Source organism: Rhizobium sp. YTU87027, assembly GCF_050644135.1.
In the GTDB taxonomy this organism is placed as follows: domain Bacteria; phylum Pseudomonadota; class Alphaproteobacteria; order Rhizobiales; family Rhizobiaceae; genus Rhizobium.
The window spans coordinates 59,521-75,721 of sequence record NZ_CP098441.1 but is presented as its reverse complement, the minus strand read 5'-3'; the positions used below and the strand labels follow the sequence as shown (position 1 = coordinate 75,721).

The window sequence follows — 16,201 nt, the reverse complement described above, 5'->3', positions numbered from 1 at the left end:
AGCAAGCATGAAAAGACTGATCACCGCCACTCTACTCGCCACGATGATGGCCGGCACGGCGCTCGCCGATACCACGCTGAAACTGGTCGAGGTCATCACCAGCCCCGAACGCACCGAGACGCTGAAGTCGATCGTCGGCAAGTTCGAGGCCGCAAATCCCGGCACCAAGGTCGACATCATCTCGCTGCCCTGGAACGAAGCCTTCCAGAAGTTCGCCACCATGGTTTCGGCCGGCGACACCCCCGACGTGATGGAAATGCCCGACACCTGGCTTTCGCTCTATGCCAACAACGGCATGCTCGAAAGCCTCGAGCCTTATCTTGCCAAGTGGGAGCACACCAAGGGCCTGACGCCGCGCGCGCTGGAACTCGGCCGCGACGTCAAGAACACCGCCTATATGCTGCCCTACGGCTTCTATCTGCGCGCCCTGTTCTACAACAAGAAGCTCTTCCAGGAAGCCGGCGTTTCCGAACCGCCGAAGACGCTCGACGATTTCGTCGCGGCCTCCGAGAAGGTTTCCAAGCTGCCTGGCAAGTCCGGCTACTGCCTGCGCGGCGGTCCGGGCGGTCTGAACGGCTGGGTGATGTTCGGCGCGACGATGGCCGGCTCCAACAAGTTCTTCAACGAGGACGGCACCTCGACGATGAACAGCGAAGGCTGGGCAAAGGGTCTCGAATGGGTCGTCGATCTCTACAAGAAGGGTCTGACGCCGAAGGACAGCGTCAACTGGGGCTTCAATGAAACCGTCGCCGGCTTCTATTCCGGCACCTGCGCAATGCTCGACCAGGACCCTGACGCTCTGATCGCCATCGCCCAGCGCATGAAGCCGGATGATTTCGGCGTAACCAAAATGCCGGCCGGCCCAGCCGGCAAGGCCTTCACAACAATCGGATTCGCCGGCTGGTCGATGTTTACGACGAGCCAGAACAAGGATCTTTCCTGGAAGCTCATCGAAACGCTTGAGGGTCCGGAAGGCAATATCGAGTGGAACAAGCGGACGGGCGCGCTTCCCGTCCACACATCGGCCGAGAAGGATCCCTTCTATGCCGGCGAGCAGTTCAAGGGCTGGTTCGAGGAACTGGCCGATCCGAACGTCGTTCCGACTGTCATGCCGACCTACCTCGAGGAATTCGCCTTCTTCAAGGACTCGCTCGCCATCAAGACGACGCAGCAGGCGCTTCTCGGCGACATCACGCCAAAGGAACTGGCTGACCAGTGGGCAGACTATCTGACCAAGGCACAGCAGAAGTTCCTCGCCAAGAAGTAACGGACCACCGGCGGCGGACCTGTCCGCCGCCTCTTTCACTGTTCTTGCGACGGCGCAGAACGCGCCGCGAAACGGATTTTGCCTGATGACCATGACTGCCGATACGCTGGACAGGCGCCAGGACAGACGCCCCTGGCTGAAGCGCGTCGCCGATGCCTCCGAACCCTATCTTTACAGCGCCCCGTCGCTGATCCTGATCATTGCGGTGATGCTGGTGCCGCTGGCGATCGGGGTGTCCTACGCATTTCGCGACATCCAGCTGCTCAATCCGTTTTCGGGCGGCTTTGTCGGGCTTGAGCATTTTCGAGCACTTTCGAAAGACGCAGCCTTCTATGGTGCATTGAAGAATACGCTGTGGTGGACCGGCGCCTCCGTCCTCCTGCAATTCGTCTTCGGCCTCATTCTCGCGCTTTTGCTCGACAAGCCGTTCTGGGGCAGGGGCGTGGTGCAGGCGCTCGTCTTCCTGCCCTGGGCGGTTCCATCCTTCCTCGCGGGTCTCAACTGGGCATGGCTGTTCAATCCGGTGATCGGGCCAATCCCGCACTGGCTGTTTGCGCTCGGCCTCGTGAGCGAACCGGGAAATATCCTCTCTGATCCGCAACATGCCATGTGGGGGCCGATCATCGCCAATGTCTGGTGGGGCATCCCCTTCTTTGCGATCACGCTGCTTGCCGCACTTCAGGCAATCCCGCGCGATCTCTACGAGGCGGCGTCCATCGACGGCGCCGGCTGGTTCCAGCGTTTCCGTTCGATCACCTTGCCCTTCCTCGCACCGACTATTGCCATCACTGTGCTCTTACGCACCGTCTGGGTGTCCAACTTTGCCGACCTGATTGTCGTCATGACCGGCGGCGGACCGGCCGACCGAACGCAGATCGTTGCAAGCTACATCTTCACGCAGGCCTTCAAGCGCCTGGACTTCGGTTACGCCTCGGCGATCGCGCTGGTGTTGCTGGTGCTGCTGCTCGCCTATTCGATGCTGATCATCCTGCTGCGGCAGACCCTGCTGAACAAGGATTGATGCCATGAAGCGATCCATTCTCCCCACTATCGCGCATCGCCTGGCCATTCTCTGCTACATCGTCTTTGCGCTGTTTCCGCTGTTCTGGCTTCTCAAGGTGTCGGTGACGCCGAACGACCTGCTCTACACCGAAGGGGTCCGGATGTGGCCCTCGCGGACGACCTGGGAACACTATACCTTCGTCATCCAGCACAGCGCCTTCCCGACCTTCTTCAAGAACAGCCTGATCGTCTCGGCCTCGACCGCCGTTGTCGTCACGATCTGCGCCTCGCTGTCAGGCTATGCCCTGTCGCGTTTCAATTTCCGGGCCAAATACTGGATCGTCGCGTTGATGTTGCTGACGCAGATGTTCCCGCTCGTCATGCTGGTCGCGCCGATCTTCAAGATCCTGACGCCGCTGCACCTGACGAACAGCCTCACCGGCCTCGTCGTCGTCTACACCGCCTTCAACGTGCCCTTTGCGACCTTCCTGATGCAGTCGTTCTTCGACGGGATCCCGAAGGATCTCGAGGAAGCGGCGATGATCGACGGCGCAACGCAGTTCACCGCCTTCCGGCAGATCATCCTGCCGCTGACGCTGCCTGGCATCGCGGCAACGCTCGGCTTCGTCTTCACCGCCGCGTGGAGCGAACTGCTCTTTGCCCTCATGCTGATCAACGGCAACGACGCGGCAACCTTCCCAGTCGGGCTTCTGACCTTCGTTTCCAAATTCTCCGTGGATTTCGGGCAGATGATGGCAGCGGGCGTGCTCGCGCTCATCCCGGCCGGTCTCTTCTTCCTGCTCATCCAGCGTTATCTCGTCCAGGGCCTGACGGCCGGCGCGGTCAAGGGTTAATCAAAATGGCATCGATCGATATCCAGAACGTCAAGAAGGCCTATGGCCCCGTCAAGGTGCTGCACGACGTCGACCTCAGGATCAAGGATGGCGAGTTCGTCGTACTCGTCGGCCCGTCCGGTTGCGGCAAGTCGACCCTGCTGCGCATGATCGCGGGTCTCGAGGATGTCACCGGCGGCGAGATCCGCATCGCCGGCAATCGCGTCAACGAGTTGCATCCGAAGGACCGCGACATCGCCATGGTGTTCCAGTCCTACGCGCTCTATCCGCACATGAATGTCGCCGGCAACATGAGCTACAGCCTGAAGCTCAGGAAAACGGCCAAGGAAAAGATCGCCAGCGCCGTCGGTGCCGCCGCCTCCAAGCTCGGTCTCGACCCGCTGCTCGAACGCCGCCCAAAGGCGCTTTCAGGCGGCCAGCGCCAGCGCGTCGCCATGGGCCGTGCCATCGTGCGCCAGCCGAAGGCCTTCCTCTTCGATGAGCCGCTGTCGAATCTCGACGCGCGGCTACGCGAACAGATGCGCGCGGAAATCAAGAAACTGCACGGCGATCTCAAGGCAACCTCGATCTATGTCACCCACGACCAGATCGAGGCGATGACGCTCGCTGACCGGATCGTTGCCATGCATGGCGGCGTTGTGCAGCAGGTCGGCAGCCCCCTCGAGCTTTACGACACGCCTGCCAACCTCTTCGTCGCCGGCTTTATCGGCTCGCCGGGCATGAATTTCCTTGACGCGACCTATGCGGACGGCGGTGTCCGCCTCAAGGACGGAACGGTCGTGCCGCTGGCCGCGCCGTTGTCACTCGCTAACGGCACCAAGGTAACGCTCGGTATCCGGCCGGAGCATGTCGTCATTGCCGATCAGGGCGGTCTGAACGCGAACGTCGAACTGGTCGAGCCGACCGGATTTGGCATCATCCTGCACCTGTCGCTGCACGGCCTGCCGTTCAAGATCTTCACACTGGACCGGGCCGCGCTGACATCGGGTCCGACGATCAACGTGTCGTTCCCCGCGCAGCATCTGCACGTCTTCGACACGGATGGAAACAGGGCAAAGTAGGAGAGGCAGCCTCAGCCGTGGGCGAGGCTGCCGCGCAACACGGCGTTATTCAAGTCTGGCCTCGGCGTCGGAATGACGACCGGGATCACCGTCTCCGTACTGACGGGCACAATTGCTTCCGTCGGTGCCGGAACGGCCGGTTCCGTTCCGAAGGTCGCCACAGAGCCCGGCATGGGGATCGGCACCGGCACAGTCGTTGGAACAAGCGCCGAAAACTGTGCCGGCATCATGCTCTGGCCAGGCAGATAATTCATTGCAACTTCATATGAGGGCAACGGTGCAGGCGTTTGCAGTTCGCCATCCCGGCCGCGCTTCTCGTAGAATGCATTGCCGCCTGCAATCGTCACGTAGTGCATATTTTGGTACGGGAACCTCAGGCCATCCGTATGAAAGAACATCGCGTCCTTGACGCCCGGATGCCGTTCGCCACGTAAGATCGCGTCGGCAGCATCTGTCAGTTCGATCTCCGCCATAGGCTCGACTTCGCGCGTCATGACGCCAGGCGCAAACTGCCTCTGTTGAGCAACGACACCACAGATCGAATCGGGATAGGCACCCGATGTCAGACGGTTCATGACCACCGTCCCGACCGCCATGTAGCCGTCACGATCCGAATGCTCGGATTCGAAGTACATCGCCCGCTTCAGGCAATCGCGATCCTTGGCAGTGTAATTGAAGGTGACTTTGGTTGACTGCGCCGCTTGCGCCGCATTCTTGGGCTTGGTGGCCTGGCTCACCACCTTCGGAGCCGGTTGCTGCGCGGTCGTGCAGCCCGCAGCCGCCACGCCCGCCAACAAAATCCCGGCGAGAGATTTTCCCAACGCTAGATGCGCCCTCAATGTCAGGTGCCCCCTATTTGGTGTAGTAAGCCCTTCTCGATTAAGTGGCCGCTTTTTTACCTGCGTTTCGGGTAAATTTCAAACCCAATTAGTATCACAATTTGATTTGGCCGCCTTTTGCTCGCCTACGCAAGCTGATTCGCGCTCCCCTCGCCACTGAAATCGATGATATTTCTGGCCAGGGGGACGGATGCCGAACAGGCGCAACGGCCGAATCAGCCGGCGGTCGCCAAGCTGATTCGGAGCGCCGAAACCGACCACGCCGTCGACTCCGTCGCATCGCTATCGAAACAATTTCCATCGCGTCGGTCTAAAGGCGATCCGGCTGCGATCGAGGGCCCCGGCTTGCGTCGGCGACAGCTCCAGTTCGATCGGCGGATGCCCCTTGCCGATATCGACCTCGATATGGCGCGTGCCGGCAACGCGCCGGCTCGTCGTCAGCAAGCCGGCGATGCAGCCGCCACAGCCATCCCGCAATTCAACGTCGTGCGGTCGGAAATAGATCTGCGCGTCCCCGTCCGCTTCGCCCTCGGCCTGCAGCCCGAGCGGCCGATCCTCGAACCAGATTTCGCCACCATTGACCCGCACATCGAGACAGTTGGACTGTCCGACAAAACCGAAGACGAAGGGGGAGTTCGGGTTGTCATACACTTCGTCGGGTGTTCCGACCTGCTCGATCGCGCCCTGGCTCATGACGACGACGCGATCGGCAAGTTCCATCGCCTCGTCCTGGTCATGCGTGACGAAAACGGTCGTGTGACCCGTGCGATCATGGATCTCGCGCAGCCACTTGCGCAGGTCCTTGCGCACCTGGGCGTCGAGCGCACCGAAGGGTTCGTCGAGCAGAAGCACGTTCGGCTCGACCGCCATGGCGCGCGCCAGCGCCACGCGCTGGCGCTGGCCGCCGGAAAGCTGGGCCGGATAGCGCTTCTCGAGACCCGAGAGCTGGACAAGGTCGAGAAGTTCCAGTGCTCGCCTGCGGATTTCCGCCTTGGGCGGGCGTCGCGCGCCATCGCGCACATTGAGGCCAAAGGCGACATTATCGAGCACGGTCATATGCCGGAAGAGGGCATAGTGCTGGAACACGAAACCGATGTTGCGTTGTTGCACGGTCTTCTTCGACGCATCCTCATCGCCAAAGTAGATAAGCCCCTCAGTCGGGCTCTCCAGACCAGCGATAAGGCGCAACAGCGTTGTCTTGCCGGATCCGGACGGCCCGAGCAGCGCAATCAGCTCACCGGAGCGTATGTCGAGAGAGACGTCGTGCAGCGCCGGAAAGCGCTCGAACTCCTTGCGCAGGTTTTGTACGCGAACTTCCATTCTAATTCCTTCAGTGCCGCCGGCTGGCGGCGATTTCTTCGCTGTATCGCATCTCGAGCAGCGTCTTCAAAACAAGGGTCACGAGCGCAAGCAAGACAAGCAGGGTGGCAACGGCGAACGCGCCGGTGAAATTGTACTCGTTGTAGAGAATTTCCACCTGCAACGGCATGGTGTTCGTCTGTCCCCGGATATGGCCGGACACCACCGAAACGGCGCCGAACTCGCCCATGGCGCGGGCGTTGCAGAGCAGCACGCCGTAGAGCAGACCCCATTTGATATTCGGCAAAGTCACATGCCAGAAGGTTTGCCAGCCACTGGCCCCCAGCGAAATCGCCGCCTCTTCGTCACCCGTTCCCTGTTCCTGCATCAGCGGGATCAGCTCGCGCGCCACGAAGGGAAAGGTCACGAACATGGTGGCAAGAATCAGCCCCGGAACGGCGAACAAGATCTTGATATCGTAGGCACTCAGCCAATGACCAAGGTGGGTATTGGCGCCAAGCAGCAGGACGAAGACCAGACCTGAAATGACGGGCGAGACAGAGAAGGGCAAGTCGATCAACGTCGTCAACAAGGCCTTGCCCTTGAACTCGAACTTGGCAATCGCCCAAGCCGCTGCCACGCCGAAGGTCAGGTTGAGAGGCACGCTGACACCCGCGACGATAAGGGTTAGGCGAATGGCCGAAAAGGTTTCCTCGTCCTGCAATGCCTCGATGAATGGCCCCGCACCCTTGCGAAACGCTTCGACGAAGACGGCCGACAATGGCAAAAGCAGGATCAGCGTCAGGAAAATCAGGGAAGCAAGGATCAGCGTCCAGCGTGCGAACCGATGTTCGGTAACGGCCGAACGTACCTTTGTCGGCTGAAGGCTTGTATCAAGCGCCATAGCCATACCTCCGTCTGCTCCAGCTCTGGATGAGGTTGATGATCAGCAACATGATGAACGAGATCACCAGCATCACGGCGGCAATGCCTGTCGCGGCCGCATAATTATATTCTTCAAGCTTGATGACGATCAGCAATGGCGCGATCTCCGACTTGAACGGAAGATTACCGGCGATGAAGATCACCGAACCGTATTCGCCAACGCCACGCGCGAAAGCAAGCGCGAAGCCCGTCAGGACAGGTGGCGCCAATCCGGGAAGTAGCACACGAAAGATGGTCTGGAGACGAGTGGCGCCGAGCGTTGCTGCGGCCTCCTCGACTTCCTTGTCGATCTCTTCCATCACCGGCTGCACCGTACGCACCACGAAGGGTAGGCCAACGAAGACCAGGGCGATGACGATGCCGAGTGGCGTGAAGGCGATCTTGATGCCGAGCGGCGTCAGAAACTGCCCGATCCAGCCGTTCGGTGCATAAAGCGTCGCCAGCGCGATACCGGCAACGGCAGTCGGCAGCGCGAAGGGCAAATCCACCATGGCATCGATGATGCGCTTGCCTGGGAAGCGATAGCGCACGAGCACCCAGGCGAGCACGACGCCAAAGGCCGCATTGATGCAGGCGGCGGCAAAAGCGGCGCCAAAGCTGATGCGAAGAGCGCTCAGCGTGCGAGGATCGAAGGCAATGGCGAGGAACTTTGCCCAGCCAAGCTCGCTTGACCGCCAGGCAAGGCCCGAAAGCGGGATCAGGATCAGAAGGGTGAGCCAGGTCAAGGTAAGGCCGAGCGCCATTCCAAAGCCTGGAATGACACTCGGCCGTCTGAACCGCCACCGCGTGGGGCTATGTGCTCTCATGCGACGTATTATTGTGCCGGCTTGTAGATTTGGTCAAATACGCCGCCATCGCCGAAGAATTTCGGCTGCGCTACCTTCCAGCCGCCGAAATCGTCGATCGTGGCCAGCTTCAGGTTCGGGAAGCGCGCAATGTCGGCCTTGTCGGCCGCTTCGGGCTTTGTCGGCCGGTAGAAGTGCTTCGCGGCAATCTTCTGGCCCTCGTCCGAGTAGAGATAGTTCAGGTAGGCTTCCGCGAGTTTGCGGGTGCCCTTCTTGTCGACATTGCCGTCGACGACGGCGACCGGCGGGTCAGCGCGGATCGAGACGGTCGGCGTTACGATCTCGAACTGGTCGGGACCAAGTTCTTCGAGCGAGAGATAGGCTTCGTTTTCCCAGGCGAGAAGAACGTCGCCAAGGCCGCGCTGCACGAAGGTCGTCGTTGCGCCGCGCGCGCCGGTATCGAGAACCGGAACATGCTGCAGCAGCTTCGTCACGTATTCCTGCGCCTTGGCGTCATCGCCGCCATTGGCCTGCTTGGCCCAGGCCCAGGCTGCAAGGAAGTTCCAGCGGGCGCCACCCGAGGTCTTCGGGTTGGGCGTAATAACCTGGACGTCGTCCTTGACCAGATCGGCCCAGTCCTTGATGCCCTTCGGATTGCCCTTGCGAACAAGGAAGACGATGGTCGATGTATAGGGCGTCGAATTGTTCGGGAACTTGGTTTTCCAATCAGCGGGGATCTTGCCGGTCTTGGTGGCAATTGCGTCGATATCGCCCTCGAGAGCAAGGGTTACGACGTCGGCATCAAGCCCGTCGATCACCGAGCGCGCCTGTGCGCCGGACCCACCATGCGACGCCTTGATCGTCACCGCCTCACCGGTGTCCTTCTGCCACTTCGCAGCGAAGGCGGCGTTGAAATCCTTGTACAGCTCTCTCGTCGGATCGTAGGATACATTGAGAAGCGTCTGATCCGCGAATGCGGGAGCGAGGGCACCGATTGCGACGCTGCCTGCCAGCGCCACAGCCGCGAGAAGCCGTGTGATCCTTATAGACTGCATGGAAACCTCCTTCGTTTGTGGCCGAAACTCTACCAAGTTGGTCGTATAATGAAACGAAGAATGTTTCTGTTCCCGCCCCCGGTCTGGAATGTCATCCCAATTGAGGCGCCCTTTCGAAATGGGCTTGCTCCCAGAGACGGAGCGAAACTTTGGAGGAGAGCAGGGGAAGTCTGCGTCCGCGAGCACTTACCCTTCATAATTTTGCAGGAGCCGAATCATCTGGTTTTCCCTATGATCGGCAGAAGCGCTAGCGTTGCATTGGGTGAATAGCGCCGTTCCTTGAACTCGCCGGGTCACCTGATGTCTTTCAAAACTGCGTTCCTTGGTTGCGCAGCCACGCTTGCGGCGATCTCCACCACCCAGGCGGCAGATGCCGTCGTTGCCGCCGAGCCGGAGCCGGTCGAATACGTCCGCGTCTGTGACGCCTACGGCACGGGTTACTTTTATATTCCAGGGACCGAAACCTGCCTGAAGATCGGGGGCTATCTGCGTATCGAGGAACGCTTCGGGCGCGACGAAGCCGGTACCTCCGACTGGTCTTCCTGGACACGTGCGCAGGTGACCTTCAGCTCGAAGAGCGAAACCGAGTTCGGGACGCTGACGGGGGTCATCACTCTCCGCAACGAAGCGGAGGACGCCAGCAACTTCAACCCGACCCTGGACGAGGGCTATATCGCTATCGCCGGGTTCAGGATCGGCATGCAGTACAGCTGGTGGGACGACGACCCGAGCGGCGAAACCGACGTCGTCTCCAGCAACGAAACAAACCACAACTCGATCCGCTATCAATATGAGGGCGATGTTATCACCGCCGGCGTCTCGCTGGACGAGCTGGAGGATGCCTACGCCACCAAACCAGCCGAAGGACCGAATACGCTGGGCATTGCCGGACAAGTGTCTTTCAAAGCTGGCGCCTTCGCCGGCTACCTGCTCGGCAGCTACGACACCGACACCGACGAGGGCGCGGTCCGCGCGATCCTCTATGCTGATCTCGGGCCGGGGCAATTGGGGCTCTACGGAGTCTGGGCAAGCGGCGCCAACTACTACTACGAGGAATCGGAGTGGACCGTCGGCGCCCAGTACGAATACAAGGTGACCGACAAGCTGACACTGATCCCCGGTGCGCAATATTTCGAGAACATCGCGCTCAATCCCGACGGCGACGGCTTTTCCGGCGGCAATGCGTGGACCGCCGGCATCACGGTCAACTACATGGTCGTTGCTGACCTCAGGACACGCCTCAGCCTGCAGTATCACGACGAAGAGGAAGGCGACGACCAGATCGAGGGCTTCCTCCGGTTCCAGCGCGATTTCTAACCAGCTCAGCCGCCTGGCTGACCATCAAAGGCGTGAGTCGGCCAGGAAATCCGAATAGAGCTCTTCTGCCGTTCTTGCCTTGCGCATGGCCGCAAGAACGCCCGGCGTCTGCAGTTGGCGTGCGATTGCCGCCAGCACGTTCAGATACTCGCCGCGGTTGGCCTCGCCAAACAACAGCGCGAAGGCAATATCGGTTGGCACGTCGTCAACGGCCTCGAAATCGAGCGGCCGCGCAAAGCGGAGCAGTAGGCCACGCGGATGCGTCATCCCTTCCACCACGGCGTGCGGAACGGCGACGCCATTGCCGATGCCTGTCGAGCCGAGGCTTTCGCGGCTTTCCAAGGCTTGCAATATCTTCCTCTCCTCGATGCCGAAGACGGTAGCCGCCTTTTCCGCAATCGTCTGCAGCCCTCTCCATTTCGTCGCAACCGACACACCGATGAAGGTGTGCTCGGGACGAATGATCAACGAAAGGTCCATGAAGTCTCTCTTGTCGTTTGTGCAAGAACGCGTCGGCAGGAGCCGTGTTCGAACCCGACAGCACCGCTTCCATTGCTGCAAACCGATGCCCCCGGGCAGTATTCTCCGCGTTCATATGCCTGGACGGGATAAAGGATCGAGCATGACAGGCGACCACAAATATAAGCATCGGATAAAGATCATCCAAACTGCATCTATCCCGTCTATCACACCCGACTGTCGCAGAGATGAAGTCCCGAACCCGGTCAAGCTTCGAAGCAAAATGAGCAAATCATCAATTCATGAGCAAAAGCCTCGCAATGCAATTGAATTGCGAAGGCTTCGGGTCTTATAGTCCTTCCCCGAGCCGCGCCGATTTGAGACGGCGCGGGGAGGCAAACGGGAAGGAAACAGACATGGCCAAAGTCCGCGCGCTGGTGCTCGAGCGCCAGCATGAACTTGCGCTCCGTGACATCGACCTACCGATGGACACAGGCCCGGGACAGGTGAAGATCAGGATCCACACGGTCGGCGTCTGTGGTTCCGATGTCCATTATTACACCCATGGCAAGATCGGCCCCTTCGTGGTCAACGAGCCGATGGTGCTCGGCCATGAAGCCGCCGGCACTGTTGTCGAGGTCGGCCCCGGCGTCACCCATCTGAAGGTCGGCGACCGCGTCTGCATGGAGCCTGGCATTCCCGACCCCAATTCCAAGGCAAGCCGGCTTGGTATGTACAATGTCGATCCCGCTGTCACCTTCTGGGCAACGCCGCCGATCCACGGTGTGCTGACGCCTGAAGTCGTCCATCCCGCCAACTATACCTACAAGCTCCCTGATAATGTCAGCTTCGCCGAAGGCGCCATGGTCGAACCTTTCGCCGTCGGCATGCAGGCCGCAGCGAAGGCAAAGATCGTCCCCGGCGATACCGCGGTCGTGCTTGGCGCCGGCCCGATCGGCACGATGGTGGCGGTTGCCGCTCTCGCCGGTGGCTGCGCCCGGGCCGTGGTCGCCGACCTTGCCCAGCCGAAACTCGATATCGCGGCCCAGTATCAGGGCGTCATCCCGGTCAACATCCGCGAGAAGAACCTCGTCGAGGAAGTCGCCCGCCTGACGGACGGCTGGGGCGCTGACGTGATCTTCGAATGCTCCGGCTCGCCGAAGGCCTGGGAAAGCATCATGGAATTGCCAAGACCGGGCGGCGTCATCGTCGCTGTCGGCCTGCCGGTCAATCCAATCGGCTTCGATGTTTCGACGGCCTCGACAAAGGAAATCCGCATTGAGACCGTATTCCGCTACGCGCACCAGTACGAGCGCTCGATTGCGCTGCTCGGCTCCGGCCGTGTCGATCTGAAGCCGCTGATTTCAGAGACATTCAGCTTCGAGGACGCCATCACGGCCTTCGATCGCGCCGTCGAGGCGCGTCCGAGCGATGTGAAGCTGCAGATCGTGATGGGGTAGCGCACGGTCGGTGGCGTTTCGGGAAACAGCCAAACACCATCAGATGCTGCGGGAGAAGAAGATTTCCGTGTGCCTGACCTCGTCGGGGATCTCGCGGAACGGCGCGCAGCGTCTGAAGGCAAACGCCTCATAGAGCGCAACGGCCTGCTTCATATAGACCGTTGTATGCACCAGTGCCTTGCGGCGGGTGCCTTGGCCGATTGCCTCCAAAGCAGCTTCCAGCAATGCGTGTCCAATACGCTTCCCGCGAAATGCCGTGTCCACGTAGAATTTGTGAATCTCGCTGGCCTGCCCGTCGAAGGCGGAAAAGCCAACGCAGCCGGCCGGCACTCCGCTCCAGCTCGCAATGAACATCCGGGCACCGGGCGAACTGAACTTGCGGGCAAGGCTGTCGCCGGTGTCCCCGTGATAGAGCCCGAGGATCAAGTCCGCCGAAATTCCATAGGCTTTGCCATGCATCACATCCCATTCGCCAAGCGCCCGGCAGAGGCTCGCGCAGGTCTCAAAGTCTTTCGGTGTTCTTGCAGGCGATATCGAGATCATCGTGCACCCGTCCTTGAGATCATCCCGAGCTGGCATCGATGCTGAAATCTGTCTATGTGGGCCGAGCCACTTCGGTATCAGCCCAATCGCACTCGAATGCCAGTACCGGTTTCGTAAACCCCTTGAGGCGCCGGCGCGTCGCATTGGCGAAGAGATCGGCCGCTCCGTGCTCTCTAAAGATATTCTCCGACACAAGGATCTGATCAACCCCGGCGGTCGCACAGAGCCGAGCGGCCAGTTGCACGGTCGAGCCGAAGAGATCGTGGCTGTCCTCGATCGGCTCGCCACAATCAAGCCCGATGCGAACATGGATCGGTTCCGGCGTGCCGCCGTTATAGGTCCTGAATTCGCGCTGGATACTCATCGCGCAGCCGACGGCCGCATGCGTGGAGACGAACGAAGCCATGATGCCATCACCGGTGTGCTTGACCTCTCGGCCTTCGCATTGTGCCAGGCAGCGGCGCACGATCGCATCATGCGCCCGCACGAGCTCGGCGGCCATCCGATCACCGAGCCGCGATGTCATCTCCGTCGAGCCGACGATATCGGTAAACAGGATCGCCCGATGCCCGGCATCCCTTTCGACGCCCGTCTCTCCGGCCTTCTGTTCGGGCTCGTGAATGCGCCCGAGGAAGGCCTCGACCGCAGACAGCGCCACCTCGACCACTTCACCCGCGACAAAACCATGTGCCTCGCGATGCACGCATTGGGCGGTTTCGGCGTCCGGCGCATCGATCAGACAGAACGCGGTTCCGCGCCGCTGGTCATACCAGTAGGTGAGGAACTTCACCCCATACCGATCCTCGACGGCCAGATCCCTGCGATGCGCCTCGGCAATGTCTTCAGCGGATGTCCCCGCAAGATCATGCCGGTCCATGAAGATAGCCACGTGCGTGCGTCCTTCGGAGAGCCCCCTCAGCATTGGCGGCATCTTACGCCGTTGCCGCTGCTCGGTCCACAGCAGGGAATGTCAGGCACGTCAGGCGGACGCGACCGCTGTCGCGCACAACCACAGACGGAAGGCGGACATCGCCGGCGCCTCCGGGCGAGACTGCAGGCGGGTCAGCCAGTAGCTACCCATGGTGACCGTGGTCTCGAAGGGCTGGCGGATTGCCTCGGCAAGCAGATGGCGGGAAAACATCAGCGGCGGCGCCAGGGCAACGCCGGCGCCCTGCAATGCGGCCTCCATCATGGCAAGCGACGAATCGAAGACAATGTTCTTCAAGGGCGGCAGGTTCGCCTCCAGCCCGGCGGCAGCAAACCACTGCGACCACTCATCCGCTCGATATGAGCGCAACAGGGTCTGCTTCAGAAGATCGGCTGGCGAGTTCAGTTGCGTCGCGATCTCGGGAACGCAAAGCGCCGACAGCGGCGCCTCCAGCAGATGCAGCGCCTCGATGCCATGCCAGCAGCCCGAACCGAAGCGGACCGCATAATCCAGGCCCTCGGCGGCAATATCGACACGGTTATTGTTGGTCGAAAGACGCAAATCAATGAAAGGGTGCTGAGCCTGAAATGCTCGCAGCCTCGGCAGCAGCCAGCCGACGGCAAAGGTGCCGACAGCGCCGACGCGAAGCACCTCGCGATAGTGTCCGCCCTCGAACTGCTCGAGCGTTCCGGCGATGCGATCGAAGGCGTCACGCAGCGCCGGCAGCAGCGTCTCGCCTTCGCTGGTCAGCATCAGCCCGCGCGGCAGCCGCTCGAACAGTGTCACGTTCAGCCTCGTTTCCAGGCTCTTGACCTGATGGCTGACGGCGGCCTGCGTCACACACAGCTCGATCGCAGCCTTGGTGAAGCTGAGGTGTCGCGCGGACGCTTCAAAAGCACGCAGCGCATTCAACGGTAGATGCGGACGAACCACCTGATACCCAAATTTTTCTAATGCCTCACGCTAGATATCGTCGTTTGAGGCGGCCGTACAGGCCCCGTATACCAATCCCGCCTGACCCAATCCGCTTTGGCAAAACCGCCGGGAATTCCCGATTGCCCCATATCTCAGGGGATCTTGCATTGGACGTCCTGCCGCCGCGAAGAGATCGCGGCGTTTCCACGAAATCCCGAGGCACCGTATTTGTTATGAGAAATATTCCGCAATCCATATTTGGTACCCTCACTGCCGCTTCAATCTTTGTCTGCGCCAGCGCGCAAGCGGGCGAACGTCAAACCGGGCTTGCCCGCGTCGTCGACGCCGTAGCCGTCCCTCTGATGGCGAAGAACGATATTCCCGGCATGGCAATTGCCATCACGGCGGGGGGAAAGCGATACGTCTACAATTACGGCCTCGCATCCAAGGCGAGCGGGCTGCAGGTTACCGACGCGACGCTGTTTGAAATCGGTTCGGTCAGCAAGACCTTCACCGCAACGCTTGTTGGCTACGCTCAGGCGAGCGGCGACCTTTCGCTCACCGACAGCCCGGACAAGTATCTCCGCGAATTAGCCGACAGCCGCCTTGCCGACATCACCATGCTCGACCTTGGAACCTACACGGCAGGTGGCCTGCCGCTGCAGTTCCCGGACGAGGTCACCGATCACAAGACGATGGTCGGCTACTACAAGAACTGGAAGCCGGTTTATGCCCCGGGAACCCATCGCATCTATTCCAATCCGAGCATCGGCCTGTTCGGCTACGCAGCAGCAAAGGCCATGGGTTGGCCCTTCGATGATCTGATGCAGCAGAAGCTATTCCCGGCACTCGGTCTCAGCCATACCTTCATCATGGTTCCGAAGGGCGACGCCGACAGCTATGCCTATGGTTATTCAAAGAGCGGCAAGGCCGTGCGCGTTTCGCCGGGCGTCCTGGATTCCGAAGCCTACGGCGTGAAGATGTCGGCGAGCGACATGCTCGGCTTCATCGAAGCCAATATGGATGGTTCCAATCTCGACAAGACAATGCGATCGGCGATCGCCACAACTCATACCGGCTACTACAAGGTTGGCGGCATGATCCAAGGCCTCGGTTGGGAAATGTACACCTACCCGACGACTCTCGATCAGCTCTTGGCGGGCAACTCTGCCGAGATGACCCTCAAGGCCAACGAGATCGAGAAACTGTCGCCGCCGCGGCCGCCGGTCAAGGACGTGCTTCTCAACAAGACTGGGTCGACCAACGGCTTCGGCGCCTATGTCGCCTTCGTGCCGTCCAAGAGCATCGGGATCGCACTCTTCGCGAACAAGAACTATCCGAACAGCGAGCGTGTAAAGGCAGCCTATAGAATATTGGCGGCGCTCGACGACGATCTACCGGCCGTAAGCGCCGACTGAATTCCTGCGGATAGGCGATAAGCCTGAACGTCTCTGCAAAGGCGACCAGCTTTC

The 16,201-nt window shown here is 60.6% G+C and carries 16 protein-coding genes; 7 read left to right on the top strand and 9 right to left on the bottom strand.

Annotated features, from left to right (window positions below; all coding sequences use genetic code 11):
• Nucleotides 1-7: 7 nt before the first annotated feature.
• From NBG89_RS19130 to NBG89_RS19115, 4 genes are all read left to right on the top strand, one after another.
• On the top strand, nucleotides 8-1,267 hold the full coding sequence (locus tag NBG89_RS19130) for an ABC transporter substrate-binding protein (protein ID WP_431323722.1): 1,260 nt from the start codon (nucleotides 8-10) through the stop codon (nucleotides 1,265-1,267).
• An 85-nt stretch (nucleotides 1,268-1,352) separates the two neighbouring features.
• Nucleotides 1,353-2,288, top strand: a complete 936-nt coding sequence (locus NBG89_RS19125) for a carbohydrate ABC transporter permease (protein WP_431323721.1) — start codon at nucleotides 1,353-1,355, stop codon at nucleotides 2,286-2,288.
• Between the two features lie 4 nt (nucleotides 2,289-2,292).
• Nucleotides 2,293-3,123, top strand: a complete 831-nt coding sequence (locus tag NBG89_RS19120) for a carbohydrate ABC transporter permease (RefSeq protein ID WP_431323720.1) — start codon at nucleotides 2,293-2,295, stop codon at nucleotides 3,121-3,123.
• Between the two features lie 5 nt (nucleotides 3,124-3,128).
• The gene (locus tag NBG89_RS19115) at nucleotides 3,129-4,184 is read left to right on the top strand and encodes an ABC transporter ATP-binding protein (protein WP_431323719.1); all 1,056 of its coding nucleotides are present in this window, start codon (nucleotides 3,129-3,131) and stop codon (nucleotides 4,182-4,184) included.
• Between the two features lie 11 nt (nucleotides 4,185-4,195).
• Here the strand turns inward: NBG89_RS19115 and NBG89_RS19110 are convergent, their stop codons facing one another.
• The 5 genes from NBG89_RS19110 to NBG89_RS19090 form a co-directional block, all read right to left on the bottom strand.
• Nucleotides 4,196-5,023 (bottom strand): cell wall hydrolase, encoded by an 828-nt coding sequence (locus tag NBG89_RS19110; RefSeq protein WP_431323718.1) that lies wholly within the window; start codon nucleotides 5,021-5,023, stop codon nucleotides 4,196-4,198.
• Nucleotides 5,024-5,305: 282 nt separating this feature from the next.
• Nucleotides 5,306-6,343 (bottom strand): sulfate/molybdate ABC transporter ATP-binding protein, encoded by a 1,038-nt coding sequence (locus NBG89_RS19105; protein WP_431323717.1) that lies wholly within the window; start codon nucleotides 6,341-6,343, stop codon nucleotides 5,306-5,308.
• 10 nt (nucleotides 6,344-6,353) lie between these two features.
• Nucleotides 6,354-7,226: a sulfate ABC transporter permease subunit CysW gene (gene cysW, locus NBG89_RS19100; RefSeq protein WP_431323716.1), complete on the bottom strand. Its 873-nt coding sequence runs from the start codon at nucleotides 7,224-7,226 to the stop codon at nucleotides 6,354-6,356.
• Nucleotides 7,216-8,073, bottom strand: a complete 858-nt coding sequence (gene cysT / locus NBG89_RS19095) for a sulfate ABC transporter permease subunit CysT (protein WP_431323715.1) — start codon at nucleotides 8,071-8,073, stop codon at nucleotides 7,216-7,218. The genes cysW and cysT overlap by 11 nt, the downstream gene beginning before the upstream one ends.
• 8 nt (nucleotides 8,074-8,081) lie before the next feature.
• Nucleotides 8,082-9,107 (bottom strand): sulfate ABC transporter substrate-binding protein, encoded by a 1,026-nt coding sequence (locus NBG89_RS19090; protein WP_431323714.1) that lies wholly within the window; start codon nucleotides 9,105-9,107, stop codon nucleotides 8,082-8,084.
• A 300-nt stretch (nucleotides 9,108-9,407) separates the two neighbouring features.
• Between NBG89_RS19090 and NBG89_RS19085 the strand changes: the two genes are divergently transcribed.
• Nucleotides 9,408-10,424, top strand: coding sequence for a porin (locus NBG89_RS19085; RefSeq protein WP_431323713.1), 1,017 nt, complete (start codon nucleotides 9,408-9,410; stop codon nucleotides 10,422-10,424).
• Between the two features lie 24 nt (nucleotides 10,425-10,448).
• Here NBG89_RS19085 and NBG89_RS19080 read toward each other — a convergent pair whose 3' ends face one another.
• On the bottom strand, nucleotides 10,449-10,904 hold the full coding sequence (locus NBG89_RS19080; RefSeq protein WP_431323712.1) for a PTS sugar transporter subunit IIA: 456 nt from the start codon (nucleotides 10,902-10,904) through the stop codon (nucleotides 10,449-10,451).
• Nucleotides 10,905-11,299: 395 nt separating this feature from the next.
• Between NBG89_RS19080 and NBG89_RS19075 the strand changes: the two genes are divergently transcribed.
• Complete coding sequence (locus NBG89_RS19075; RefSeq protein ID WP_431323711.1) at nucleotides 11,300-12,343, top strand: NAD(P)-dependent alcohol dehydrogenase; 1,044 nt, start codon at nucleotides 11,300-11,302, stop codon at nucleotides 12,341-12,343.
• A gap of 39 nt (nucleotides 12,344-12,382) precedes the next feature.
• Here the strand turns inward: NBG89_RS19075 and NBG89_RS19070 are convergent, their stop codons facing one another.
• The 3 genes from NBG89_RS19070 to NBG89_RS19060 all read right to left on the bottom strand — a co-directional run bounded on the left by NBG89_RS19070 (nucleotide 12,383) and on the right by NBG89_RS19060 (nucleotide 14,747).
• A complete protein-coding gene (locus tag NBG89_RS19070; protein ID WP_431323710.1) occupies nucleotides 12,383-12,886 on the bottom strand; it encodes a GNAT family N-acetyltransferase in 504 nt (167 codons plus the stop codon).
• A gap of 52 nt (nucleotides 12,887-12,938) precedes the next feature.
• Nucleotides 12,939-13,775 (bottom strand): nickel-binding protein, encoded by an 837-nt coding sequence (locus tag NBG89_RS19065; protein ID WP_431323709.1) that lies wholly within the window; start codon nucleotides 13,773-13,775, stop codon nucleotides 12,939-12,941.
• 90 nt (nucleotides 13,776-13,865) lie between these two features.
• Complete coding sequence (locus tag NBG89_RS19060) at nucleotides 13,866-14,747, bottom strand: LysR family transcriptional regulator (protein ID WP_431323708.1); 882 nt, start codon at nucleotides 14,745-14,747, stop codon at nucleotides 13,866-13,868.
• 215 nt (nucleotides 14,748-14,962) lie between these two features.
• Between NBG89_RS19060 and ampC the strand changes: the two genes are divergently transcribed.
• Entirely contained in the window at nucleotides 14,963-16,147 is a 1,185-nt protein-coding gene (ampC, locus tag NBG89_RS19055) for a class C beta-lactamase (RefSeq protein WP_431323707.1), read from the top strand.
• The last annotated feature ends 54 nt before the right edge of the window (nucleotides 16,148-16,201 follow it).

Coding starts and splice junctions, on each gene's coding strand:
- cysW (WP_431323716.1), bottom strand. CDS start 7,226: ATGGCGCTTGATACAAGCCTTCAGCCGACAAAGGTACGTTCGGCCGTT.
- NBG89_RS19105 (WP_431323717.1), bottom strand. CDS start 6,343: ATGGAAGTTCGCGTACAAAACCTGCGCAAGGAGTTCGAGCGCTTTCCG.
- NBG89_RS19075 (WP_431323711.1), top strand. CDS start 11,300: ATGGCCAAAGTCCGCGCGCTGGTGCTCGAGCGCCAGCATGAACTTGCG.
- NBG89_RS19120 (WP_431323720.1), top strand. CDS start 2,293: ATGAAGCGATCCATTCTCCCCACTATCGCGCATCGCCTGGCCATTCTC.
- NBG89_RS19130 (WP_431323722.1), top strand. CDS start 8: ATGAAAAGACTGATCACCGCCACTCTACTCGCCACGATGATGGCCGGC.
- ampC (WP_431323707.1), top strand. CDS start 14,963: ATGAGAAATATTCCGCAATCCATATTTGGTACCCTCACTGCCGCTTCA.
- NBG89_RS19090 (WP_431323714.1), bottom strand. CDS start 9,107: ATGCAGTCTATAAGGATCACACGGCTTCTCGCGGCTGTGGCGCTGGCA.
- cysT (WP_431323715.1), bottom strand. CDS start 8,073: ATGAGAGCACATAGCCCCACGCGGTGGCGGTTCAGACGGCCGAGTGTC.
- NBG89_RS19115 (WP_431323719.1), top strand. CDS start 3,129: ATGGCATCGATCGATATCCAGAACGTCAAGAAGGCCTATGGCCCCGTC.
- NBG89_RS19080 (WP_431323712.1), bottom strand. CDS start 10,904: ATGGACCTTTCGTTGATCATTCGTCCCGAGCACACCTTCATCGGTGTG.
- NBG89_RS19070 (WP_431323710.1), bottom strand. CDS start 12,886: ATGATCTCGATATCGCCTGCAAGAACACCGAAAGACTTTGAGACCTGC.
- NBG89_RS19085 (WP_431323713.1), top strand. CDS start 9,408: ATGTCTTTCAAAACTGCGTTCCTTGGTTGCGCAGCCACGCTTGCGGCG.
- NBG89_RS19125 (WP_431323721.1), top strand. CDS start 1,353: ATGACCATGACTGCCGATACGCTGGACAGGCGCCAGGACAGACGCCCC.